Source organism: Amycolatopsis sp. NBRC 101858 (assembly GCF_030269325.1).
GTDB classification, from domain to species: Bacteria; Actinomycetota; Actinomycetes; order Mycobacteriales; family Pseudonocardiaceae; genus Amycolatopsis; species Amycolatopsis ponsaeliensis.
The window spans coordinates 948,349-970,820 of record NZ_BSTD01000003.1; the positions used below are offsets into that span (position 1 = coordinate 948,349).

At 71.7% G+C, this 22,472-nt stretch carries 23 protein-coding genes; 13 read left to right on the forward strand and 10 right to left on the reverse strand.

Going from position 1 to position 22,472, the window contains the following annotated elements; genetic code table 11:
* Positions 1 to 22: 22 nt before the first annotated feature.
* The 3 genes from QSK39_RS27615 to QSK39_RS27625 all read right to left on the reverse strand — a co-directional run bounded on the left by QSK39_RS27615 (position 23) and on the right by QSK39_RS27625 (position 2,934).
* Positions 23 to 628 carry a ClpP family protease gene (locus tag QSK39_RS27615; RefSeq protein WP_284742091.1) on the reverse strand — a complete coding sequence of 202 codons (606 nt, stop codon included), beginning with the start codon at positions 626 to 628 and terminating at the stop codon, positions 23 to 25.
* A gap of 138 nt (positions 629 to 766) precedes the next feature.
* Positions 767 to 2,158, reverse strand: a complete 1,392-nt coding sequence (gene tig / locus QSK39_RS27620; RefSeq protein WP_285480725.1) for a trigger factor — start codon at positions 2,156 to 2,158, stop codon at positions 767 to 769.
* Positions 2,159 to 2,343: 185 nt separating this feature from the next.
* Complete coding sequence (locus QSK39_RS27625; RefSeq protein ID WP_285480726.1) at positions 2,344 to 2,934, reverse strand: TetR/AcrR family transcriptional regulator; 591 nt, start codon at positions 2,932 to 2,934, stop codon at positions 2,344 to 2,346.
* Between the two features lie 138 nt (positions 2,935 to 3,072).
* Between QSK39_RS27625 and QSK39_RS27630 the strand changes: the two genes are divergently transcribed.
* Positions 3,073 to 5,172, forward strand: a complete 2,100-nt coding sequence (locus QSK39_RS27630) for a fatty acid desaturase (RefSeq protein WP_285480727.1) — start codon at positions 3,073 to 3,075, stop codon at positions 5,170 to 5,172.
* Between the two features lie 19 nt (positions 5,173 to 5,191).
* On the opposite strand, the gene QSK39_RS27635 is transcribed toward QSK39_RS27630, so the two are convergent.
* Positions 5,192 to 5,773, reverse strand: a complete 582-nt coding sequence (locus QSK39_RS27635; RefSeq protein ID WP_285480728.1) for a hypothetical protein — start codon at positions 5,771 to 5,773, stop codon at positions 5,192 to 5,194.
* Between the two features lie 188 nt (positions 5,774 to 5,961).
* On the opposite strand from QSK39_RS27635, the gene QSK39_RS27640 reads away from it, so the two are divergent.
* From QSK39_RS27640 to QSK39_RS27650, 3 genes are all read left to right on the forward strand, one after another.
* Complete coding sequence (locus QSK39_RS27640) at positions 5,962 to 7,500, forward strand: sensor histidine kinase (RefSeq protein WP_285480729.1); 1,539 nt, start codon at positions 5,962 to 5,964, stop codon at positions 7,498 to 7,500.
* Positions 7,501 to 7,597: 97 nt separating this feature from the next.
* Complete coding sequence (locus tag QSK39_RS27645; protein ID WP_285480920.1) at positions 7,598 to 9,448, forward strand: ArnT family glycosyltransferase; 1,851 nt, start codon at positions 7,598 to 7,600, stop codon at positions 9,446 to 9,448.
* A gap of 94 nt (positions 9,449 to 9,542) precedes the next feature.
* Entirely contained in the window at positions 9,543 to 10,100 is a 558-nt protein-coding gene (locus tag QSK39_RS27650) for a GNAT family N-acetyltransferase (RefSeq protein ID WP_285480730.1), read from the forward strand.
* On the opposite strand, the gene QSK39_RS27655 is transcribed toward QSK39_RS27650, so the two are convergent.
* Both QSK39_RS27655 and QSK39_RS27660 read right to left on the reverse strand, forming a co-directional pair.
* On the reverse strand, positions 10,086 to 11,204 hold the full coding sequence (locus QSK39_RS27655) for a hypothetical protein (RefSeq protein WP_285480731.1): 1,119 nt from the start codon (positions 11,202 to 11,204) through the stop codon (positions 10,086 to 10,088). The two genes, QSK39_RS27650 and QSK39_RS27655, sit on opposite strands and share 15 nt — an antisense overlap.
* Positions 11,201 to 12,190 (reverse strand): XRE family transcriptional regulator, encoded by a 990-nt coding sequence (locus QSK39_RS27660; RefSeq protein ID WP_285480732.1) that lies wholly within the window; start codon positions 12,188 to 12,190, stop codon positions 11,201 to 11,203. The genes QSK39_RS27655 and QSK39_RS27660 overlap by 4 nt, the downstream gene beginning before the upstream one ends.
* A gap of 309 nt (positions 12,191 to 12,499) precedes the next feature.
* Here QSK39_RS27660 and QSK39_RS27665 point away from each other — a divergent pair, with 309 nt between their 5' ends.
* The 6 genes from QSK39_RS27665 (at position 12,500) to QSK39_RS27690 (ending at position 17,987) form a co-directional block, all read left to right on the forward strand.
* A complete protein-coding gene (locus QSK39_RS27665) occupies positions 12,500 to 13,120 on the forward strand; it encodes a hypothetical protein (protein ID WP_285480733.1) in 621 nt (206 codons plus the stop codon).
* A 21-nt stretch (positions 13,121 to 13,141) separates the two neighbouring features.
* A complete protein-coding gene (locus QSK39_RS27670) occupies positions 13,142 to 13,804 on the forward strand; it encodes a Crp/Fnr family transcriptional regulator (protein WP_285480734.1) in 663 nt (220 codons plus the stop codon).
* An 80-nt stretch (positions 13,805 to 13,884) separates the two neighbouring features.
* Positions 13,885 to 14,157, forward strand: a complete 273-nt coding sequence (locus QSK39_RS27675) for a hypothetical protein (protein ID WP_285480735.1) — start codon at positions 13,885 to 13,887, stop codon at positions 14,155 to 14,157.
* Positions 14,154 to 14,771, forward strand: a complete 618-nt coding sequence (locus QSK39_RS27680; protein ID WP_285480736.1) for a hypothetical protein — start codon at positions 14,154 to 14,156, stop codon at positions 14,769 to 14,771. The genes QSK39_RS27675 and QSK39_RS27680 overlap by 4 nt, the downstream gene beginning before the upstream one ends.
* A 103-nt stretch (positions 14,772 to 14,874) precedes the next feature.
* Positions 14,875 to 16,131: a bifunctional glycosyltransferase family 2/GtrA family protein gene (locus QSK39_RS27685; RefSeq protein ID WP_285480737.1), complete on the forward strand. Its 1,257-nt coding sequence runs from the start codon at positions 14,875 to 14,877 to the stop codon at positions 16,129 to 16,131.
* A complete protein-coding gene (locus tag QSK39_RS27690; RefSeq protein ID WP_285480738.1) occupies positions 16,131 to 17,987 on the forward strand; it encodes a glycosyltransferase family 39 protein in 1,857 nt (618 codons plus the stop codon). Before QSK39_RS27685 ends, QSK39_RS27690 begins: the two co-directional genes overlap by 1 nt.
* Positions 17,988 to 18,026: 39 nt before the next feature.
* Here the strand turns inward: QSK39_RS27690 and QSK39_RS27695 are convergent, their stop codons facing one another.
* Together QSK39_RS27695 and QSK39_RS27700 are read right to left on the reverse strand one after the other, a co-directional pair.
* Positions 18,027 to 18,590 (reverse strand): hypothetical protein, encoded by a 564-nt coding sequence (locus tag QSK39_RS27695; protein WP_285480739.1) that lies wholly within the window; start codon positions 18,588 to 18,590, stop codon positions 18,027 to 18,029.
* 51 nt (positions 18,591 to 18,641) lie between these two features.
* The gene (locus tag QSK39_RS27700) at positions 18,642 to 19,064 is read right to left on the reverse strand and encodes a nuclear transport factor 2 family protein (RefSeq protein WP_285480740.1); all 423 of its coding nucleotides are present in this window, start codon (positions 19,062 to 19,064) and stop codon (positions 18,642 to 18,644) included.
* Between the two features lie 85 nt (positions 19,065 to 19,149).
* Here QSK39_RS27700 and QSK39_RS27705 point away from each other — a divergent pair, with 85 nt between their 5' ends.
* Positions 19,150 to 19,908, forward strand: coding sequence for a hypothetical protein (locus QSK39_RS27705; RefSeq protein WP_285480741.1), 759 nt, complete (start codon positions 19,150 to 19,152; stop codon positions 19,906 to 19,908).
* Here the strand turns inward: QSK39_RS27705 and QSK39_RS27710 are convergent.
* The gene (locus QSK39_RS27710; protein ID WP_285480742.1) at positions 19,887 to 20,615 is read right to left on the reverse strand and encodes an AfsR/SARP family transcriptional regulator; all 729 of its coding nucleotides are present in this window, start codon (positions 20,613 to 20,615) and stop codon (positions 19,887 to 19,889) included. The two genes, QSK39_RS27705 and QSK39_RS27710, sit on opposite strands and share 22 nt — an antisense overlap.
* A gap of 112 nt (positions 20,616 to 20,727) precedes the next feature.
* Here QSK39_RS27710 and QSK39_RS27715 point away from each other — a divergent pair, with 112 nt between their 5' ends.
* Both QSK39_RS27715 and QSK39_RS53320 read left to right on the forward strand, forming a co-directional pair.
* A complete protein-coding gene (locus QSK39_RS27715; RefSeq protein WP_285480743.1) occupies positions 20,728 to 21,438 on the forward strand; it encodes a PP2C family protein-serine/threonine phosphatase in 711 nt (236 codons plus the stop codon).
* Between the two features lie 96 nt (positions 21,439 to 21,534).
* Entirely contained in the window at positions 21,535 to 21,954 is a 420-nt protein-coding gene (locus QSK39_RS53320; protein WP_502873311.1) for a transposase family protein, read from the forward strand.
* A gap of 31 nt (positions 21,955 to 21,985) precedes the next feature.
* Here the strand turns inward: QSK39_RS53320 and QSK39_RS27725 are convergent, their stop codons facing one another.
* Entirely contained in the window at positions 21,986 to 22,462 is a 477-nt protein-coding gene (locus QSK39_RS27725) for a DUF2127 domain-containing protein (protein ID WP_285480744.1), read from the reverse strand.
* Positions 22,463 to 22,472: the final 10 nt, after the last annotated feature.

The window sequence follows — 22,472 nt, forward strand, 5'->3', positions numbered from 1 at the left end:
GAAGTCTCCTTGGTGCTTCGGCTCAGTTCGAGGCCGGACGGGCGATGTCGCGGGTGAGGACGTGGTCGACGAACCCGTAGTCCTTCGCCTCCTGGGCGGTGAACCAGCGGTCGCGGTCGCCGTCCGCGATGATCTGCTCGACCGTCTGCCCGGTCTGGTCCGCGGTGATCTGGGCCAGCTCGCGCTTCCACTTGTTGAACAGGTCCGCCTGGATCGCGATGTCCGACGCGGTACCGCCGACACCCGCCGACGGCTGGTGCATCAGGATCCGCGCGTGCGGCAGCGAGTAGCGCTTGCCGGGCGTGCCCGAGGAGAGCAGGAACTGCCCCATCGAGGCCGCCATGCCCATCGCGTAGGTCGCGACGTCCGGGCGGATCAGCTGCATGGTGTCGTAGATGGCGAACCCGGCCGTGACCGAGCCACCCGGCGAGTTGATGTAGAAGCGGATGTCCGACTCGGCGTCGTCGGCGTCGAGCAGCAACAGCTGCGCGGTGATCCGGTTGGCGATCTCGTCGTTCACCTCGGAACCGAGGACGACGATGCGCTCCTGGAGCAACCGCTCGAACACCGAGTCGGTGAGGGTGAGCCCTGCGGTGCCGGTCCGCGCCTCGGGCATGTGCTGCGTCACGTCTGCCTGCCTTTTCGCCGGCAGCGGCCCGGTGCTGACGGCCGCCGCTGTCGTTTCAGATGCTTGAGATCTTGTATCCGACCCTAACGAACTTGGGCGGTGCAGAATGCCTGACACCGCCCAAGTTCGCTCACAGCTTCACTCCGCCGGAGTCTTCGCCGCCTCGTCGGTGACCTGCGTCTCCTGGGGTGCCTCGTCGGCGGCCGGCTCGTCGGAGCCGAACAGCTCCGAGAGGTCCACCGTGGCGCCCGAGCCGTCGGTGACGGTCGCCTTCCGGACCACGGAGGCGAGCGCCTTGCCGCGGCGGACGTCGGCGTAGATCGCGGTCAGCTGGCCGGACTGCTGGGCGCGCTGGACGTACTCGTCCGGGCTGATCCCGAAGCGCTGGGCCTGGTAGATGATCCGCTCGGTCAGCTCGCCGTCGTTGACCGAGACCTCTTCCTTGTCGGCGATGGTGTCCAGCAGCAGCTGCGTGCGGACGGCCTTCTCCGACTCGGTGCGGGTCTCCGCGTCGAACTCCTCCAGCGTGCGGCCTTCGGCCTCGAGCGCCTGCGCGAACTGGGCCTCGTCGTGGTCGAACGGGTGGATCGCGTCGTGCTTGCGGTTCTCGATCTCGGAGTCGAGGACCTTCTCCGGGATCGGCACCTCGGTGCGCTCCAGGAGCTCGTCGAGCACCTTGTCGCGGGCCTGGACGCCCTGCTGCATCTTCTTGACGCGGCCGAGGCGATCGCGCAGGTCGCCCTTGAGCTCCTCGATCGTGTCGAACTCGCTCGCCATCTGGGCGAACTCGTCGTCGGCCTCGGGCAGCTCGCGCTGCTTGACCGACTGGACGGTCACGGTCACCTCGGCGTCGTTGCCGGCGTGCTCGCCGGCGACCAGCTGGGTGGTGAACGTCTTGGTCTCGCCGGCGTTCGCGCCGACGATGGCCTCGTCGATGCCGTCCACGAGCTGGCCGGAGCCGATCTCGTAGGACAGCCCGGTGGTGGCGGCCTCCTCGACGGCCTCGCCGTCGACGGTCGCGGCCAGGTCGATCGAGACGAAGTCGCCGGTCTCGGCCGGGCGCTCGACGCCGGTCAGCGTGCCGAAGCGGGCGCGCAGCTCGTCGAGCTGCTCGTCGACCTCCGCGTCGGTCAGCTCGACGTCGTCGACGGTGACCGCGAAGCCTTCGAGGTCGGGCAGCTCGATCTCCGGGCGCACGTCGACCTCGGCGGTGAACTCCAGGACGTCGCGGTCTTCGAGCTTGGTCACGTCGAACTCGGGGTTCCCGAGGGTGCGGACCTCGTTCTCGCGAACGGCCTCGATGTACTTGGCCGGGATGGCCTCGTTGACGACCTCGTCGAGCACCGGGCCGCGCCCGATCCGGCTTTCCAGGACGCGAGCGGGCGCCTTGCCGGGCCGGAAGCCCGGGATGCGCACCTGCTGGGCGATCTTGCGATAGGCGCGGTCGAAGTTCGGCTTCAACTCGTCGAACGGCACCTCGACATTGATCTTTACTCGCGTCGGGCTCAGCTGCTCGACGGTGCTCTTCAAGGTCTTCTCCTCGAGCGGTAACGATTGTGGTGGACAATCCAGCGGAAATGGCCCCGGTCACCTGCAGACCGGGACGTCCGAGTCTAGGCCAGGGGCCTGCGCCGCCGGGGCGGGGGCCACCTGCGGCGGCACGACCGATCCGCGGACCGGCGTCACCGGGGCGCGCCCGTCTCCCCGGACCGGCGTCACGACCCGAGCATCCGGCCGATCACCCAGCGCATCTGGCCGCTCGCGTGCTCGGCCGAGCCGCTGGGCTGCACCAGGTGGGAAAGCAGCAGCCGCATGAACGCCTCGACCGCGACCGCCCACTCCGACGGCGTCAGCCGGACCCCGGGGTAGGCCCGCGCGAAGACGGCCGCGACGGCGTCGACGGCCCGCCCGAGCACCGCCTCGGGCTGCGAGGTGAGCAGCGGGAGGAAGTCGTCGCGGCCACCCTGCGCGCCGCCGAGCGCGATTTCGAGGAGCGGGTTGGCGCGGGCGGCCTCGAGCGTATGCCGGAACGCGGCGGTGACGCCGTCGACCGGGTGGTCCGGGTGCGCGGCGACGTCCGCGTCCACCCGCTCGACGAAGCGGTCGGTCTCGCGCAGCATCAGGGCCTTGGCGAGCTCGGCCTTGGAGCCCAGTTCGTTGTAGACGGTCTGCCTGCTGACGCCGACCTGCGCGGCCAGCTTGCCCATCGTCACGGCGGCCCAGCCGTCGGCGTGGATGACGTCGGCCGCCGCGGCCAGCAGCTTCTCCCGGGTACGCGCCGGGACCGGGTGGGTGACCGCCTTCACACGGCGAGCTTACCCACCGGTTCCGTTCCGCTGGCCGACACCTTTTTTCGAAGCCTGCTACAACGTTTACAAACCTGGCGGAGTTGTCTACGGTGACTCCCGCCTGACCAGGAGCTTCTCGACCGAGGAGACCGCTCGATGTCCGTCGCCGTCACCGAGCCGCACGGTTCCGTCACAGTGGCGGCGCCCGCGACCGGGCCGGCCACCGCCCGCACGGTGCCTGCGCCCCGGATCGCGCTGCCCGCCGTCTCGGTGCCGGCCCTGCTGCTGTTCGCCGGCGGCGCCGCGCTGTGGGGCACCGCGACCTGGCTGCTGCTCGCCGGGCTCGTGCCGCCGGTGGTGACCGTCGTGCTGAACACCCTCGTCACGTTCGTGATATACACGGTGGTGCACGAGTCGGCGCACCACGCGGCCGGGAAGCTGACGTGGGTCAACGAAGTGCTCGGCCGGCTGGCCGTCCCGTTCGTCGCGGCGTACGCGTCGTTCCCCTCGCTGCGGTACGTCCACGGTGAACACCACCGCCACACCAACGCGCCGGTCCACGCCGACCCGGACGCCTGGACCACCCGCGGCCCGCGCTGGCAGCTCCCGCTGCGCTGGCTCACCCTCGACTTCTCCTACGCGCGCTGCTACTTCGCCCGGCTGCGGTCGCGGCCCCCGCACGAGCTCGCCGAGACGCTGGTGGTGCTGGCCGCGGCCCTGTCGGCGGCGGTGGCGCTGGTCTCGGCCGGCCACGGCCTCGAGCTGCTGTTCGTGTACCTGCTGCCGCAGCGGCTGGGGCTGGGCCTGCTCGCCTGGTCGTTCGGCTGGCTGCCGCACCACGGCCTGCCCGCCGAGGGGCCGCGCGGGCGGTTCGGCACCACCCGCGTGCGCGTCGGCCTCGAGCGGCTGCTCACCCCGGTGCTGCTGGCGCAGAACCTGCACCTGGTGCACCACCTGCACCCGGCCGTGCCGTTCCACCGGTACCGGCGGGTCTGGCTGGAGAACCGCGAGGCCTACCTGGCCCACGACGTCCCGATCGGCACCGCCTGGGGCCGGGACCTGACCGCGGAGGAGTACCGGGTGACTGCGGGCCTGGACACCGAACCCGACGTCGCCGTGCCCGCGCCGGCCTCGCCCCCGCTCGGGCCGAGCCGGTTCCACCGGCTGCGGGTGCGCGAGATCAGCCCGCTGACCGCGGACGCCGTCGCGATCACCTTCTACGTCCCGCCGCAGCTCGCGAGCGAGTTCCGGTTCCTCCCGGGTCAGCACGTGGCCGTCCGCACGGTGCTCGACGGGCAGCCGGTGCGCCGGACGTACTCGATCTGCGCGCCCGCGTCGTCCGGTGAGCTGCGGATCGCGGTGAAGCGGCGGCCGGGCGGCGCGTTCTCCGGGTTCGCGACCACGACGCTGGCCGTGGGCGACTTCCTCGACGTGCTGCCGCCGTCGGGAGGGTTCACGCTCACACCCGATCCGTCGCGGACCGCGCACTACGTCGCGCTGGCCGCGGGCAGCGGCATCACGCCGGTGCTGTCCATCGTGGTCAGCGCGCTGACCGCCGAGCCGCACAGCCGCGCGACGCTGTTGTACGTCAACACTTCGGGCGCGACGACGCTCTTCGCCCGCGAGCTGAGCTCCCTCGCCGACGGCTTCGGCGGACGGCTGCACGTCGTCCACTACCGGACCGACGAGCGCGACCCGGACCTGCACGCGCACCGGCCCCGGCAGTTCGACACGGTCGGCGAGGCACTGGCGATTTCCCACGAGCGGTACCAGCGCGGCCGGCTCGACGGGACGCGGCTGCGCGCGCTGCTGCAGAACCGCCTGCACCCGGCGAAGGTCGACGAGTGGTTCCTGTGCGGGCCGCGCGGCCTGACGGACCTGGCCCGCCGGACGCTGGCCGACGCGGACGTCCCGGACGAGAACGTCCACTTCGAACTCTTCCGCGGCGCGGCACCCCTGCGCGACCCGGCGGGCAGGCCGGCCCAGGTGGCGGTGACGCTGGGCGGGACGACGACGTGCGTCCCGGCCGAAGCCGGCGAGACGGTGCTGGACGCGGCGCTGCGGGCCGGGTTCGAGGTGCCGTACTCGTGCACGGGCGGAGCGTGCGGCACGTGCCTGGCGACGCTGCGCCAGGGCCAGGTCGACATGGACGTCCGCTACGCGCTGACCGTGGACGACGTGGCGGCGGGCCGGATCCTGACGTGCCGCGCCCACGCGACGACCCCGGAGGTCGCGGTCGACTACGACCGCCGCTGACCCCGGGGCCGCCCCCGGGTCAGCCGGTCTGCGTCGGCGCTCCCGAAGGCGGGGTTCCCTGGCCGCCACCCGGCATCTGCCCCTGGCCTTGGCCGCCGGCCGCGCCGTCGGTCACCGACGTCGCCGTCGCCGTGGAACCCGACTCCGTCGCCACCACCGTCACCGTGTCTCCCGTCGCCAGGCCCGTCGCCTGCGCCGAGGTGATCGTGTACGTCTTCGAGAACCCGTCGTCGCTCTTCGCCGTCAGCGACGTCGCGCTCAGCTCCGTCACTTCGCCGGTCTGCATGATTTTCGTGACGTAGCCGCCGTTTCCGTCCGACGACACGTACTCGCCGTGCAGCGCCGAACCCAATGCGCCCGCGCCGCCCTGCATCCCGCCCGGGCCGCCCTGCATGCCGCCCGGCCCGGCCTGCGTGTCCGTCGACGCCGAGGACGACGAGGCGGCCCAGATCGCCGCTCCCCCGCCGGCCACGATCGCCACCGCGACGGCGCCCGCCGCGATCTTCTTGCCCGGCGTCCGGCCCGGCCGCGGCGGCGTTCCCGGTGCGGGCGCCGCGCCCCACGTCTGGTCCGGAGTGGACGGTGCCTGCGGTGTGGTCATGGTGTGCTCCTTGACGAGAATCCTTCGGTGCGATCCACGGTGGAGCGGCCGGCTGTGCGCGGACTGTGCCTGCCGTCAGCCGTTCCTGTGACCGGAGGAACCGGACAACCGCGACCGGCCGGTCACCGCACAGCCGCCTCACAGGCAGCACACAACCCGCACACACGGCGCGGACGGACGCTCTACCCATGGCCGCGCGAACCGTTGCACCGCACCCCCGCCGGGGGCGCCTTTCGCTGCGCGCGAAGCTGACCGGCTCGATGGTCGTGCTGCTCACCGTGGTGTGCCTGATCGTCGGCGTCGTCAGCGAGTTCGCGCTCGACCTGTTCCTCACCCGCCAGATCGACCAGCAGCTGTCCGCCGCGGCGACGCGCTCGCTCGCCTTCGCGAGCAACACCCACCCCGAGGGCGGCGGTCCGCAGCCGGACGGCCAGGTGGGCGAACACCCGCTGGGGCAGAACGTCGGCACGGTGAGCGGCACCTTCGACGGGCGGCAGCTCGTCCACGACGACAGCATCTCCGAGCACGGCTCGCGGCTGAAGCTCACCACCGCCCAGCAGGCCGTCATGCTCTCGGTGCCGACCGACGGCCGGCCGCACACCCTGTCGTTCGACGACCTCGGTGAGTACCGCCTGATGGCGCTGCCCGTCACCGGGACGTCCGCAGTCGTGGTCACCGGCCTGCCGATGAAGCCGGTCACCGACACGCTGGTCACCGTCGGGCTGATCCTCTTCGGCGTCGCCGCCGCGGGCGTGCTCGGCGCGGCCTTCCTCGGCGCGTTCGCGGTCCGCCGGACGCTGCGGCCGCTCGAGCGCGTCGCGGCCACCGCCGGGCGCGTCTCCGAGCTGCCGCTCGACCGCGGCCAGGTGGCGCTGTCCATCCGCGTGCCGGAGCCCGACACCGACCCGCGCACCGAGGTCGGCCAGGTGGGCTCGGCGCTGAACCTGATGCTCGGCCACGTCGCGCAGGCGCTGGAAGCCCGCCACGGCAGCGAACTGCGTGCCCGCCAGTTCGTCGCGGACGCCAGCCACGAGCTGCGGACGCCGCTGGCCGCCATCCGCGGGTACGCCGAGCTGGCCGCCCGCGGCAGCGCGCTGGTGCCGCCGGACGTCGCGCACTCGATGGACCGGATCCAGTCCGAGGCCGTCCGGATGAGCGCGCTCGTCGAGGACCTCCTGCTGCTGGCGCGGCTCGACTCCGGCCGCCCGCTGGACGTGCGCGACCTCGACCTCACCCGGCTGGTCGCCGACGCCGTCGGCGACGCCCGGGTCGCCGGGCGCGAGCACCGGTGGCTGCTCGAGCTGCCACCGGACCCGGTGCTCGTGTTCGGCGACGTCCAGCGGCTGCACCAGGTGCTGGCGAACCTGCTGGCCAACGCCCGCACGCACACCCCGCCGGGTACCACGGTGACGACCTCGCTCGGCCGTTCGGCCGACGGCAGCGCCGTGCTCACGGTGACCGACGACGGGCCCGGCATCGCGCCGGACCTGCTCCCGGACGTCTTCGACCGGTTCGCCCGCGGCGACTCGTCCCGCTCCCGCATCGCCGGCAGCACCGGGCTCGGGCTGGCGATCGCGTGCGCCGTCGTCGTCGCCCACCACGGCACGATCGAGGTGCACAGCCGCCCCGGCCGGACGGAGTTCGCGGTGCGCCTGCCGGTGGCCGTGCCCGCACAGCGCGTGCACAGCATCGGCACAACGCTGCCCCAGCTGGAAACCGGAAGCTGATCTCATGACCGCTGTGACATCCGGGGCTTCGCCCCGGGCCGGGGGCTCCGCCACCCGGAACCCCCGAAAAGCCGCACTCGCGTCACGCGAAACCGTCGTGACTCCCTCGCCGCCCGCTCCTCGGACTTGGCACCGTCCGGCACTGGCCGTCCTGCTGCTCGGGACGGCCGTGCTCTACCTGTGGGACCTCGGCGCTTCCGGCTGGGCCAACGCGTTCTACTCCGCGGCCGCCCAGGCCGGTTCGGAGAGCTGGAAGGCGCTGTTCTTCGGCTCCAGCGACGCGGCGAACGCGATCACCGTGGACAAGACCCCGGCCGCGCTCTGGGTGATGAGCCTGTCGGCGCGGGTGTTCGGCGTCAACGCCTGGAGCATCCTCGTGCCGCAGGCGCTGATGGGCGTCGGCTCGGTCTGGCTGCTGCACGCGACGGTCAAGCGCACCTCCGGCCCGGCCGCCGGGCTCGTCGCGGGCCTGGTGCTCGCCCTGACCCCGGCCGCCGCGCTGATGTTCCGCTTCGACAACCCGGACGCGCTGCTCGTGCTGCTGCTGGTCGCGGGTGCCTACTGCGTGGTCCGCGCGCTCGAGAAGGCGAGCCCGCGCTGGCTCGCGCTGGCCGGCGTCGCGGTCGGGTTCGGCTTCCTGGCCAAGATGCTGCAGGCGTTCCTGGTGCTGCCCGCATTCGCGGTGGCGTACCTCGTCGCGGCGCCGGTGTCGCTCGGCAAGCGGCTGCTGCACCTGCTGGGCGCGCTCGCCGCCACGGTGGCCGCGGCGGGCTGGTACCTCGTGGTCGTCGCGCTCTGGCCGGCGGCCGACCGGCCCTTCATCGGCGGGTCGCAGACGAACTCGTTGTGGGAGCTCGTGTTCGGCTACAACGGCTTCGGCCGGATCACCGGTGACGAGGTGGGCAGCGTCGGCGGCGGAGGCGGGCGCGGCTGGGGTTCGACCGGCCTGACCCGGCTGTTCGGCAGCGAGATGGCGGGCGGGATCGCGTGGCTGATCCCGGCGGCGCTGCTCGCGCTGGGCGCCGGCCTGTGGTTCACCCGCCGCGCCCCGCGCACCGACCGGTCGCGGGCGGCGTTGCTGCTGTGGGGCGGCTGGCTGCTGGTGACGGCGCTGGTCTTCAGCTACATGGGCGGGATCATCCACCCGTACTACACGGTCGCGCTGGCCCCGGCGATCGCGGCGCTGGTCGGCACGGCGGCGGTCCAGCTGTGGCGGCTGCGGGCGCGCCCGTCGGCGTCCGGCCTGCTCAGCGGCGGCGTGGCGTTGACCGCGCTCACCGCGTACCTGCTGTTGTCGGGATCGTCGTGGCAGCCGTGGCTGGCCCCGGCGGTGCTGGTCGGCGGGCTGCTGGCGGCGGTGGGGCTGTTCTTCGCCGCCCACCTGACCCGCTGGGCGGCTTCGGCGGTCGCGGTCCTGGGGCTGGTCGTGCTGCTGTCCGGCACGGGCGCGTACACGCTGGCGACCGCGGCGACGACGCACTCGGGCGCGATCCCGTCCGCGGGCCCGTCGTCGGGCTTCGGCGGCTTCCGCGGCGGCGCCGGTGGGCCCGGCGGCTTCGGCGGCGGTCGCGGCGGTGGCCCGGGCTCCCTGCTTTCGACGACACTGCCCGGCGCGTCCCTCACGGCGTTGCTGCAGCAGGACGCGTCCCGCTACACCTGGACAGCGGCGACGGTCCTGTCGAACGCGGCCGCCGGGTACCAGCTGGCGAGCGGTGCACCGGTGATGGCGGTCGGCGGGTTCAACGGCACGGACCCGTATCCGACGCTGGAGCAGTTCCAGCAGTACGTGGCCGCCGGCCGGATCCACTACTTCCTCGGCGACGGCATGACGATGCAGGGCAGCACCGGCTCGGACGCGGCCCAGCAGATCGCGGAGTGGGTGGCGTCGACCTACCAGTCGACGACGGTGGACGGCGTGACCGTCTACGACCTCACCGCGGCCGCCTGAGCACCGACGAAAGCAGGGTCAGGGCCGGATGACCTGGTCAACTCCGTGCCGCCTCCGGCACTATGGAAGTACCCGGAGAACGGAGTCGCTGCAGATGACCGAGCCCCACGTATGGCGGGCCCGATCCGCAGACCTGATCCCGTTCGCCACTGCCCTCGGTGACGCCGGATTCTTCCGTGACCGCCTGACCCGCCAGCGAAACGACCAGGGCGTGCTCTTCCTCGCGTGGGTCCGCGCCCGCCCCGCCGGCGCCGTGTACCTGTGGCTGGAGGAGGCCGAGGAGCCCCCGATCCGCCGGCACCTCCCGGGGGTCGCCCTGCTCACCCACCTGCAGGTTCTCCCCGAGCTGCGCAACCGCGGCGTCGGGGCGGCCCTGGTGGGCGCGGTGGAGGCGCACCTGCTCGAGCTGGGCCACGAGCGGGTCGCCCTGGCGGTCCGCACGGACAACCCGGCCGCGGCCCGGCTGTACCGGCGGCTGGGCTACCGGGACTGGGGCCACGGCACGGTCATCTGCTACGCGCAGCTGGCCCTGCCGAACGGCGGCGTCCTCGAGGTGCCGGAACGCTGTCACGTGCTGGTCAAGGACCTGGCCGTGGTCACGCCGGAACCGCGGGGCGAGCCACGGGCGATCGGCGCCTCAAGCCGGTACTGAACGGCGGGTGGTGGCCGATTCGAGGGTCGCCAGCGCGCCGTCGATCCCCAGGCCGCCGCGGTGGTCGCGGCGGAGTTCGCGGATGTGCTCGCGCCAGCGCACGCAGTCGTCCTGCCAGGCCCGCAGGTAGCGGACGCACATCTCCGGCGTGATCAGGTGGCTGCGCCCGATCGACGCCTTGAGCGCCGCGACCATCCTGGCCTGCTGGCCCGGTTCGATGTCCGAGGCGAGCACCTGCTCGATCGTCGTGCTGATGATCCCGCGCCGCGCGGGCAGGAATTCACCCCAGTACCGCTCGTCGGCGTGCGCCAGGCCCAGCCCGTTGTCGAGCAGGCCGAACACGCCCTCCGCGAGGGTGTCGCCCAGTTCCTCGCCGCGAGCCCGCCGGGGATCGTTGTAGGGGTCGTAGTCGTACTGCCACGCCGTCCCGACGACGGCCGAGGGCCGCAGCCGCAGCCCGTCCAGGAGGAAGAACCAGTCCTCGTTGTAGATGTTCGGGAAGAACGACGAGAACGCCGCTTCGCCGACGACGAGCGCGCCCCCGCCGATGAACACGTCCTGGGGCGCGCCGACCTCACGCAGCGCGTGGCAGACCACCGAGTTGTCCGGCATCCCGGCGTTCGCGAGCCCGACGACGGCGTGGTTCGTGAGCAGGCCCGCCGCCGCCGCGAGATCGCCCGGCTGGGGCAGGAGGATGTCGTCGTCGAGGAAGACGATCCGCTCCCACCCCGTCAGGATCGCGACGAGCAGGCCGAGGTTCCGCTTCAGGCTCGTGTCGACCTTCCGGTGGAACTTCCCGAACTTGAGCAGCTTGTCGGTGGAGAACTCGGGGACGACCCCGCTGGGCAGGAGGTCGACATCGATGGCCGTCACCCGGACGCCCGCCCGCTTCGCCGCCAGCTCCGCGTTCGAGGCGTTGGCCCGCATGCTGCACAGGAGCACCAGGTGGGCATCGAGGAGCTTGGCCGCGTTGATGGCCTGCTTCAGGTAGGGCGCCGGACGTCCGTTGGGCACGATGATCGCGTCGACGGTCGCGCGAGGGGTGCCGTCGGTGTCGAAGTGATCCAGCAGATCCTGGTGCGACTCATGTTGCTGAGGTTTCACTTCGCGACCTCGGGCCACTCGTGCAGGCGGTTCTCCTCGAGCGTCCAATCGGGAGTCAGGCCCTGCCCGCCGATGACGGGCACCCGGCTGATGATGCTGAAGGACTCTTCGCCGGCGAACCGGTCCCGTACGTAGGCGGTGTTCCGGTCCAGGAACCGGTTGTCCGTCAACGCTCTCACTGCGCCCAGCGTTCCTCGACCGTACATACCATTGCATACGGTCACAGTGCGCTTTCGGTTGAACGGAGATACTCCGCGATAGAAGTGCGCCACGTCTTCCACCAGGTGCCCCTGGGCGTCGAGCCGCGGCTCGATGAGCCGCGGCTGGCCGTTCTCCTGGACCCGGAACCCGCCGTGCTCGGCGTCGACCGCCCGGCCGACCTGCTCCAGGGGGAGGTCCGCTCGATTGATCACGACCTTCGTCACGGTGTTCCAGTCGACGCCTCCCAGGAGGACGAGGTGGCCGGTGTAGTCGTCTGCCGTGAGCTCGTTGCTGGTGCGGAACGTGACCGGGTTGTCGGGGTTGCGCGCCCGGATGTGCCCGAACAGCTCGATCAGCGCGTCGGGGTCCGCGTACGTGTACAGCGACACGAAGTCCGCGCTCTCGGGATCGGCGTAGACGAGGTTCCGGCGGTACTCCTCCGGCAACGGCGCGCAGACGATGGTGATCCGCTGGTCGACTTCTTCGAAGGTCCAGAGGTCGACCACTTCCGGCTCCGCCGGCTCCGGTTCATTGCCTTCGCGCAACCACAGAAGCTCGTCCAGCAGTTCTTTGCGCTGGTCACGCTCGTCGTCCGTCAGTTCTTCGAGTGTGAGGACTCGCAGGGACCCACCGGTCCACGAACGTCGCGTCGCGAACAACGTCGCATAGGCCTCGAGCCGTTTGACGGGCGGGCTGACCGGCTTCTCCGTGTTCTCCCACGACGAGATGAGCGAGGTGCTGACCCCGCCGAACGCCTTGGCGAGCTGCCCCTGCCTGATTCCCACGTCAGGCCAGTACCGCTCCCTCAGCGCTTTGAGGCGGCGGGCGAGCGCAGGCTGCGGCTCGACTGGGGACACGATTCTCCGCCACCCTTCAGTAAATTTCAGTAGTGCCGAGAGTGGTGCGATAATACTCCCTGTAGCTAAAGGCGCTGTCGTCGACCCGCCACAGCTGGGACTGAAACGTTACGTCGAACCGAACTCCCTCGCACCAAACGGGTAACGCCGATTCAACTCTGTTGTTCCAGGGTACTTCAACCCCTACAGTGAACTTGACTGAACTTCAGCTTCACACCTGAAGGCAGGGAGCGGGCCATGGACACTTCATCAGCTGACATACCCCGGCACCGGGCCATCGTGGCGGTCGACATCGAGAAGTCGACCGCGCGGACGAACTCGGTGCGGACCCAGCTCCGTAATGTCCTCTTCCAGCTCCTCGACGAGGCCCTTGCGGCCGGCGGGATCGGCAGGAAGCACCGCGACGCGTTCGGCGACCGCGGCGATGGGGCCCTGTGCCTGATCAAGCCCTTCGACCAGCTGCCGAAGACGCTCCTGCTCACCACCGTCGTCCCCGCGCTGGGCGACCTGCTGGAGAAGCACGCCGAAAGTCACCCCGAGCTCGCCTTCCGGCTGCGTGTCGCGGTGCACGCCGGGGAGGTGCACCGCGACTCGCGAGCCTCCTACGGCGAGGACGTCGACATCGCGTGCCGGCTGGTCGACGCTCCCGAGCTCAAGCGGCGGCTGAGTGAAACGACCGCGCCGCTCGCGCTCGCCGTGTCGCAGGAGATCCACCGCGCCGTGGTGCGGCACGGCTACCCCGGCATCGACCGGGCCGCCTTCACCCAGGCGGTCCACATCAAGCTCGGCGAAGAACGGCTTCGCGGCTGGCTCTACACGCCCGAAGTCGCCGAGCCCGAGGAGGGACTGACCGCGTAGGACCGGAAGCGAGGTGGGGACGTGGAACCGACGGGATTCTGGGCCGACCTGGCCCCGGCCGATCGCCGGGTGCTGGCGGAGTCCGCCACGCGGCGCAGCTATCCGCGCGGCGGGACCCTCTGCCGGGAAGGCGACCGCTCCAGCGTCGTGCTGGTGCTGCTCGCCGGGCACGTGCGGATCGTGCACGGGACGCCGGACGGGCGCGAGGTCGTCGTGGGGGTGCGCAGCCGGGGCGACGTCATCGGTGAGCTGGCCGCGATCGACGCGCAGCCGCGGTCGGCGACCGTCGAGGCGCTCGACGACGTGGAGGTCCTGGAGGTCCCCGGCGACCGCTTCGCCGCGCTGTGCCGGACGCGCTCCCGGATCTCCTGGGCGCTGCTGCTCGTGCTGTCGACCCGGCTGCGCTCGGTCGGCCGTCAGTGGCTGGAGCTCGGGGGCGGCGCCGCGGCGAGGCGGGTGGCCGCGCAGCTGATGCAGCTGGCCGTGCAGCACGGGGTCCCCCACGGTCCGGACATCCGGATCTCCGTCCCGGCCACGCAGGCGGAGCTGGCGATGACCGCGGCGATCTCGCGCGAGTCCTGGGCACGCGCGACCCGCGATCTGCGGCGCCAAGGCGTCATCAGCACCGGCAGAAGACAAGTGACCATCCACCGCTTGGCCGAACTTCGACGACTGGCGAGCTGAATCCCGCCTTCTGTGTCAGCTGACACAGACCGCGCGGCGAGCCGGAGGTTTCCTGGATCCACGGGCAGAGGAGGGCATTCATGGACCCCTACACCACCGCACCGAGCCAGAGCCGCTGGCGCCGGGGCGTCTACGCGGCCGGGTTGGTCATCCCGTTCACCGCCACGCAGATCTGGGCACTGCTGGTGCTGCTGCGGCTGGCACCCCTCGACGGTCTGGTCGGCCAGGCCTTCGTGCTGGTCCTGCTGGGCTCGGTCGTCGCGATCTGGGCGGGGTGGCGCTGGACCTGGCAGCTCGGCCGGGACCGCGACCGCCGGCCCGAGCCCGCCCCGAAGACCCGGATCCCGACATGACGTCCGGGCTGGTGATCGTCGCGGCCCTCGTGCTCGGCATCGCCACCGGACGACTCTCACGCCACCTCGGCGGCCTCCTGCGCCGCCGGCTGACCGGAAGGAACACGGAAATGACCAGCAGGCAAGCGTCGTTCCCCGCGCGGCTCTACCACTGGCGGTGGGAGATCCTGGCGGTGACGCTGCTCCCCTACGTCCTGGTGACGTTCGCGATGTGGGCCGGCGCGGTGTGGGCATCGGCGGTCTTCGCCACGGCGCTGGGGTGGGCCCTGCTGCGCCGCCGCCAGGTGCGCACCCGCATCCAGGCGGTCCGGCTGCAGCACCGCCTGCGCGCGGCATTCCCCTTGCTGCGCCTCCCGGGCGGCCGCCTCCCGGCGATCCTCTGGTCCCGCCCCCGAGGCGGCGACATCGTGGTATCGCTGTTCGGCCGCGAGGCATTCGAGCACTTGCACCGCAACCGTTCCGCACTGGCGGCGGCGTGCGCGGTCCCGGAGGTGTACGTGGACCGCCACCCGCGGTACGCGAGCCTGGTGACGTTGACGATCAGCCCGACCGAGGCTCCGCGTGAGCGCGCGGTGCTGCCGAGCAACGTGGTACCCCTGCGGGCACACAGCTGAGCCCCGGGTCCGGCGTCCACCTGGTGGGCGCCGGGTCCGGCGCACAGCAACCGCACAGGGCGATCACACCGTCGCCAAAGCGGGGCCCGCGACCGTATGAGGCATGACAGCCACCGCCTCCGCATCGCGGCCCGGGACCGTCCCGGTCGATCTGGCCGGTCCGCAGCCCGTCCTCGACGTCGTCATTCCGGTCTTCAACGAAGAGGCCGACCTCGAACCGTGCATCCGACGGCTGCACGCGCACCTGGCCGAACACGTCTCCTACCCCTACCGGATCACGATCGCCGACAACGCCAGCACCGATGCGACGCTGCGGGTGGCCGAACGACTCGCCCGGGAGTTCCCCGAGGTCACCGTCCACCACCTCGACGAGAAAGGCCGCGGCCGCGCGCTCAACGCCGTCTGGCGGGCCTCCGACGCCGCCGTCCTCGCCTACATGGACGTCGATCTCTCCACCGATCTCGCCGCGCTCGGGCCGCTCGTCGCTCCCCTTCTCTCCGGGCACTCCGATCTCGCCATCGGCAGCAGGCTCGCCCGGGGCGCGCGAGTCGTGCGGGGGCCGAAGCGGGAGTTCATCTCGCGTGCCTACAACCTGATCCTGCGCTCGACGCTCGCCGCGAAGTTCAGCGACGCGCAGTGCGGCTTCAAGGCCATTCGCGCCGACGTCGCGCGTGAGCTGCTCCCCCACGTCGAGGACACCGGCTGGTTCTTCGACACCGAGCTGCTCGTCCTCGCGCAGCGCGCCGGGCTGCGGATCCACGAGGTGCCCGTCGACTGGGTCGACGACCCGAACTCTTCGGTCAACATCGTCAAGACCGCGACCGCGGACCTCAAGGGCATCGCCCGCGTCACGAAGGCCACCTTCACCGGCGAAATCCCGATCAGCAGGCTGCGCGAACAGCTCGGCCGGCAGCCGATCGGCGTCGAGGCGCCCGGGGTGCCGCCGCGGCTGGTGACGCAGCTCGTGCGGTTCGCCGCCATCGGGGTCAGCAGCACCCTCGCCTACCTCGTGCTGTTCCTGCTGCTGCGCACCGTCGTCGGCGCGCAGCCGGCGAACTTCGCCGCGCTGCTGGTGACGGCGGTCGGGAACACCGCGCTGAACCGGCGGCTCACGTTCGGCATCCGCGGGCGCACCGGCGCCGGGCGCCACCAGTTCGAAGGGCTGATCGTGTTCGGCCTCGGCCTGGCCCTGACGAGCGGATCGCTGGCCCTGCTCAACGGATCCACCACCCCCGGCCTGGTCCTGGAGATCACCGTGCTCGTGCTGGCGAACCTCGCCGCGACGGTGCTCCGGTTCCTGCTCCTGCGCGGCTGGGTGTTCAACCCGCGCCGCCAGGCCGCTACCCAGAAGGAGTACTGATGACCGCCGTCCTGTCCGATGCCGTGACGCAGGAACCGCGTCACCGCAAGGAGTCCGTGGCGCACGCGCCCCCGCGCTGGGTTCGCCCGAGCGTGTTCGGGCTGCTGGCCGCGACCGCCGTGCTGTACTTCTGGAACCTCACCGCGTCCGGCTACGGCAACTCGTTCTACGCCGCCGCCGTGCAGTCCGGGACGCAGGACTGGAAGGCCTGGCTGTTCGGGTCGCTCGACTCGGGCAACGTGCTCACCGTCGACAAGCCACCCGCCGCCCTGTGGGTCGGCACGCTCTTCGCGCGGATCTTCGGGTTCTCCAGCTTCACCGTGCTGGCCCCGCAGGCGCTGATGGGTGTCGCCTCCGTCGGCATCCTCTACCTGACGGTGAAACGGACTTCGGGCCCGATCGCCGGGCTGATGGCCGGTGCGGTGCTGGCGCTCACCCCGGTCGCGGCGCTGATGTTCCGGTTCAACAACCCGGACGCGCTGCTCGTGCTGCTCATGGTCGCGGGCGCCTACTTCGTCGTGCGCGCAACGGAAAAAGCGTCGCCGAAGTGGCTCGCGCTGGCCGGCGTCGCGATCGGTTTCGGCTTCCTGACGAAGATGATGCAGGCGTTCCTGGTGCTGCCGGCGTTCGGGCTGGTCTACCTGATCGCGGCGCCGACGTCGCTGGGCAAGCGCTTGCTGCACCTCGGCGGCGCGGTCGCGGCGCTGGTCGTCTCGGCGGGCTGGTACATCGCGCTGGTCGACCTCTGGCCGACGGCGTCGCGCCCCTACATCGGCGGGTCCGAAGGGGACAGTCTGCTCGAACTCGCGTTGGGCTACAACGGGTTGTCGCGGATCTTCGGCGGCGGTGACGGCGGTGGACCCGGTGGCGGCGGAGGCGGCGGGAACACCGGCTTCGGCGGCGCGTCCGGGCTCTTCCGGATGTTCGGGTCGAGCTTCGGCACGGAGATCTCGTGGCTGCTGCCCGCCGCGCTGATCGGGCTGGTCGCCGGGCTGTGGTTCACCCGCCACGCACCGCGCACCGACCGGACGCGCCTGGCGCTGGTCCTGTGGGGCGGCTGGCTGGTCGTGACGGCGCTGGTGTTCAGCTACATGAGCGGCATCGTGCACCCGTACTACTCGGTCGCGCTCGCCCCGGCGATCGCCGCGCTGGTCGCGATCTCGGGCCGCGCCCTCTGGCAGGGCCGGGACAACCTCGGCCCGCGGGCGACGCTGGCCGGAATGGTCGTGGTGACGGCGGTGTGGTCGTTCATCCTGCTCGACCGCACCCCGGACTGGTTCCCGGCGCTGCGCTGGATCGTGGCGGTGCTCGGCGTCCTCGCCGGGACGGTGCTGGTGATGGGCGTGCCCACCTTCCGCAAGGCGGCCACGATCGTGGCGGCGGCGGTGGTCCTGACCCTGGGCGTCTCCACCGCGGCCTACGGCGTCGAGACGGCGTCGGTGGCCCACAGCGGCTCGATCCCGACCTCGGGACCGACGTCGAGCGCGATGGGCGGCTTCGGTGGCGGCGGCCCGGGCGGCTCCGGCGACGAATCGTCGTCCAGCGCGGTCGGCGAACTGCTGGCGAAGACGACGACGAAGTGGGCCGCGGCGACGACGGGCTCGCAGAACGCGGCGTCCCTCGAGCTGGCCAGCGGCAAGGCGGTGATCGGCATCGGCGGCTGGAGCGGCTCCGACCCGGCACCGACGCTGGACGAGTTCAAGGCATACGTCGCGGCCGGCGAGATCAAGTACTACATCGACGGCGGCCGCGGCGGCGGCCCGGGCGGCGGCTCTTCGGAGATCACCGCGTGGGTGACGGCGAACTTCACCGCCACCACGGTCGACGGCCAGACGGTCTACGACCTGCAGAGCTGAACCGGGAGGGCCCGGGCTTCTTCGGAGGCCCGGGCCCTTTCACGCGATCCGGCGGGCATCGCGGACCAGCGTGTCGCGGTGGGCCCGGCGGAAGACCGTCGTCTCGACGAGCGCCTCGAAGTGCCGGTACCCGCCCAGGGCTTCCGCCTCGTCGAACGCCGCGGCGGCGGCCGCGGTGCCGTGACCCCCGCACCCCGCGACGATGACGACCTCCGCGGTCGCCGGGGCGAAGGGGTTGGCCGCGCGGATGACCAGGCCGTAGTCGACGCGCGGAGCACCGGCGTCGTCGTAGCGGGGCGAGGCCGCGAAGCCGGACTTGCGGTCGTAGACCGAAGAACCGTGCTCGGCGAACCCGAGCGAAAGCACCCCGTCCAAGCGCGCGAGGACGTCTCCGGTCAGGGAATTGCCGTCCGGGCCGCCGATCAGGATGAGGTCTTCGCGGATCTCGTCCTCGGTGACCTCGCCGGCTTCGACGAGCCGCACGGCCGACCCGAGCTGGGCCTGCAGTTCGACGGCGGCCAGCAGGTCGCCCCGGTCCACCATCCCGGGGTGGCGCAGGCCGAACACCATGAGCGGCCGGGAGTCGTGCGGCGTCGCGGCCATGGCCGGCTCCTTCGGATCGTTTCTCCGAAGTCGTCGCAGGTCAGCGAGGTGTTACGAGCGCGGCCGCAGGTGGTGGCCGACGTCGCCGACGAGGTCGACCGTGGCCCGGCGTTCGGTGAATCGCCACCCGTGCGCGGTGCGCGTGAACCGGTCGGCGTAGCGGCCCGCCGCGATCGTCTGCAACGGCAGTCCCGGTGCGGCCTGCAGCACGGTGAAGTACGCCCGCCCGGACGCCGTGTCGCCGTCCAGTTCGAGGGCGACGTTGGTCGTGACGTGCTTGGTCCGCGGGGTGCCGTCCTCGTAGACGATCACGGAGTCGCGCAGCATCCGGGCGACTTCGGCACCGCGGAAGGTCCCGCCGCTGCCCACGAACGCCCCTTCGGCGAACAGTGCGCCGACGCCCTCGAAGTCCCCCGCGTCCACCAGCGCCGCGTAGGAGAAGAGCAGGTTCTCGAGCGCCTGGTAGTCGTCCACGGGAAACGATCGTACAGAGAAAGTATGGAAACCTTCCGTACCGTGGCGGCGACGGCGGCAGGGGGCCGCCGACGGGGGTGAATCCATGACGCTCGATCGCCGGAACCTGCTCAAAATCGGTGCCGGAGCGGCTGTCGCGGTCGCGGGCAGCACGCTTCTCGGCGGCACCGCGGAAGCCGCGACGACCTTGCCGCCCGTGCCGGGCATGCTGGGCGACCGGAGGGCCAACGAACTCTGGTACCAGCTCGACGAAATCGCGCTGTACCACCCGGCCCAGGAGGTTCAGGACGCCTACGCGGTGCTCTTCCCGTTCCTCCGGCAGAACGCGCCGGACGGCCTGCCCGCGAAGTGGCGGGCGCTGAGCCTCGAACCGGGCTACCCGCACAACTACGCCGAGTTCGTCAAGCCGCTCGAGGCGCCGTTGAGGACGCTTTCGACCTTGCAGCTGGGGAACTTCGACCGCTTCTACCGCGGCGACGAGGATGGCCTCACGAAAGCCTTCGCGGCTTTTGGGCAAGGGATCCTGTTCGACCCGCGGCGGGCCGACGTCGAGTCCGAAGTGCACACGATGGACGGCGATCCGCCGACGGGCTACCACTTCTGGCACGCCATCCAGCGCGCGCAGATGGTGCTGGACATCGACCGCCGCCGCTGGGCGCGGATCACGCCGATGCTCGGCTTCGCCTGGGCGCTGCAGTCGATCGCGCGTCCCGATCACCGGCACGTGAACCCGGGTCTGCCGCGCGAGCAGGTCCGGGCACAGGCGCGGTACTGGCTGCCGCGCTCGACGGCCGAGCTCGACCGCGACTTCCGTTCGTCGCCCTACCCGGACAGCACCCGCTGATACGCCGCCTGCAGCACCGGGCCCGGCGCGATCCCGAGCCGTTCGTCGAGGATCCGCCGGCCCCGGTGGTAGACCGCCACCGCGTCCGCCGGCCGCCCGCTCGCGCAGAGCGCGGCCATGAGCAGGGCCCGCGCGCGTTCCCGCAGCGGGTGTTCGAGCACGAGCCCGGTGGCCTCCGGCACCGCGCGCAGGTGGTCGCCGGTCGCCACGTCCGCTTCGATCCGGCTCTCCAGGACGGCCAGCCGGAGCTCCTCGAACCGCGCCGACTCCCCCGCGCGAAGCGGTTCGGCGATGCCGGCGAGCACGGGACCACGCCACAGGTCGAGCGCGGCGCCGAACAACCCCGCCGCGCGCCCGGCGGCACCCGCGCGCAGTTCGTCGTGCCCCGCGGAAGCCAGCCGTTCGAACTCCTCGGCGTCGATCGTGCCGCCGTCGGGCGCCAGCAGGTACCCGCCACCCGACCGGACGAGCCGCGCGGGCCGCCCGAGTCCCTTGCGCAGCCGGGAAACGTACGTGCACAGCTGAGCGTCGACGGTCGAGGGCCGGACACCTTCCCACAGCAGCGAAACGAGCCGCTCATCGGGCACCACCCGCCCGCGCGCGAGCAGCAGCGCGGCCAGCAGCGTCCGCGGTTTCCGCCCGCCGAGCACGGCCGGGTGACCGTCGGCGCGGATCACCGCCAGCGGCCCGAGAATCCGGAACTCCATGCCCCACCCCGTTCCCAAGGTACCCGGACCGACACCGCAGGCACAGGAAAGTCTCAGACGGCCCACAGGTTGGGCGCGGATCATGGAGGACGTAGGGGACGAGGAGGCCGCGATGATCACGACACGACCGGGTTACCCGCGCTGGCACACCGCGAGCGCTCAGGGGCCGCGCTCGCTCAATGCCGATGCCGTCGGTGCCTATGCCGCCGCCGGTGGGCCCGGGATCGTGTTCGCCCTCGCCGATGGTGTCGGGGATGATCCCGCTGCCGCGCGGGCCGCTCGCATCGCGTCCGCGGCCGCCGCTCGCACGCCGGTCCACAAAGGACCCGTCGAGGCCGTTCTCGCCGCGCAGCGCGCCGTTCGCGAGCAGACGCTCGGGGATGCCGTGCTCGTCGTCGCCATGCCGGCCGAGCACGGCGGGTACCGCATCGCCTGGGTCGGCGACGCCCGCGCCTACGCCTGGGACGGCACCACGCTCGGCCGCCTGACCACCGACCACACGCTCGCCGAATACTTCCGCGCCCGCCACCAGCCCGTGACCCCGCGGATGGAGCACGTGGTCACCACCAGCGTCCGCACGGCCAAGCCGGAGGAGATCGGCACGGCCGAGACGTCGGGCACGGGGCTGCTGCTGACCAGCGACGGCGTCCACAAGCCGTTGACCGGCAGCGGGATCCGCGCGGTCCTGGCCCGCCCCTGCACGGGCGCGGCCGAGCTCGTCGAAGCCGCGCTCGCCCGCGGCGGCTCGGACAACGCGACCGCCGTCTACGTCGAACCCCTGGAGGCCGACAGCACGACGGTGCGATTTCCGGTCGCCGCGTGACGCCGGCTAGGGCGGGTCTGGCAAAAGTTTCAGCTGGTTGCCGGGAAGCTGCCGGTTGTATCGGAGTTTCGGTTGCTTTCGGATGCTCAGTGGGCGTTGATCGAGGACCTGCTGCCGGTCCGCACCGGTAAGCGCGGACGCCCGTTTCGACGCACGTTCGGTCCGTGGCAGACGACCTGGACCTGGCACCGCCGGATGGCCGGCGACGGCACCTGGGACACCGTCCTGCACCGCCTGCTCGCCGAAGCCGACGCGGCCGGGTTGGTGAACTGGTCGGTGTCGGTCGATTCCACGACGGATCCGTCGGGTCGGGCGTGGTCGGGCTCGCACCGGCCCGCCCGGGTCCGTGGTGACAAGGCCTATTCATCGAGGACGATCCGCGGAAATCTGCGTGACCGCGGCATCACGGCGGTGATCCCGAGCCGGCTGATCAGGTCGGGCAATGGCGTGGTCTGGCCACTCGCTACGACAAACTCGCCGTCGTCCATCGATCAGCGGTCGTCCTCCATGCCGTGATCACCTGGGCCAAGACATTGTCAGACACGGGCTAGCCCCGCTTGAGCTGCCGGTACTCGCGCAGCACCAGCACGATGATCACGACGTCGAGCGCGGCGAAGAACGGCAGCGCGATCGAGTGGGTGTGGATCGCCCGGATGACCTCGTAGACGACGAACGCGGCGAGGATCACCGCCGCGACCGGGTACGCGCGGACGATCTTGCGGGCCAGCGCCCAGACCAGGCCGAGCTTGATCAGGCCGTGGGCGAGCAGGTACGCGACGGCGAACGTCTTCGTGTCGCCGTGGAGGAAGTTCTCCGTCGCCGACTCCAGGTGGCGGGCGAGGGTGCCGGACGGGTCGCCCAGCAGGTCGCGCGTGATGACCGCGTGGGTGAACCCGCTGACGGTCGAGGCCGGGATGAACGCGAGGATCAGCGCCCCGACGACCTGCAGCGCGCCGTCGAGGCCCTTGATCGCGATCGCGATCCGGAAGAACTTCTCGGTCGCGGTCGTCTTCGCTTCGGTCATGCCTCCAGCT

Bases quoted from the DNA above. Each gene is read 5' to 3' on its own strand.
- QSK39_RS27705 (WP_285480741.1), top strand. From the start codon at position 19,150: ATGACGCTCGATCGCCGGAACCTGCTCAAAATCGGTGCCGGAGCGGCT.
- QSK39_RS27635 (WP_285480728.1), bottom strand. From the start codon at position 5,773: ATGACCACACCGCAGGCACCGTCCACTCCGGACCAGACGTGGGGCGCG.
- QSK39_RS27650 (WP_285480730.1), top strand. From the start codon at position 9,543: ATGACCGAGCCCCACGTATGGCGGGCCCGATCCGCAGACCTGATCCCG.
- QSK39_RS27630 (WP_285480727.1), top strand. From the start codon at position 3,073: ATGTCCGTCGCCGTCACCGAGCCGCACGGTTCCGTCACAGTGGCGGCG.
- QSK39_RS27680 (WP_285480736.1), top strand. From the start codon at position 14,154: ATGACGTCCGGGCTGGTGATCGTCGCGGCCCTCGTGCTCGGCATCGCC.
- QSK39_RS27725 (WP_285480744.1), bottom strand. From the start codon at position 22,462: ATGACCGAAGCGAAGACGACCGCGACCGAGAAGTTCTTCCGGATCGCG.
- QSK39_RS27690 (WP_285480738.1), top strand. From the start codon at position 16,131: ATGACCGCCGTCCTGTCCGATGCCGTGACGCAGGAACCGCGTCACCGC.
- QSK39_RS27665 (WP_285480733.1), top strand. From the start codon at position 12,500: ATGGACACTTCATCAGCTGACATACCCCGGCACCGGGCCATCGTGGCG.
- QSK39_RS27640 (WP_285480729.1), top strand. From the start codon at position 5,962: ATGGCCGCGCGAACCGTTGCACCGCACCCCCGCCGGGGGCGCCTTTCG.
- QSK39_RS27675 (WP_285480735.1), top strand. From the start codon at position 13,885: ATGGACCCCTACACCACCGCACCGAGCCAGAGCCGCTGGCGCCGGGGC.
- QSK39_RS27715 (WP_285480743.1), top strand. From the start codon at position 20,728: ATGATCACGACACGACCGGGTTACCCGCGCTGGCACACCGCGAGCGCT.
- QSK39_RS27685 (WP_285480737.1), top strand. From the start codon at position 14,875: ATGACAGCCACCGCCTCCGCATCGCGGCCCGGGACCGTCCCGGTCGAT.
- QSK39_RS27710 (WP_285480742.1), bottom strand. From the start codon at position 20,615: ATGGAGTTCCGGATTCTCGGGCCGCTGGCGGTGATCCGCGCCGACGGT.
- QSK39_RS27695 (WP_285480739.1), bottom strand. From the start codon at position 18,590: ATGGCCGCGACGCCGCACGACTCCCGGCCGCTCATGGTGTTCGGCCTG.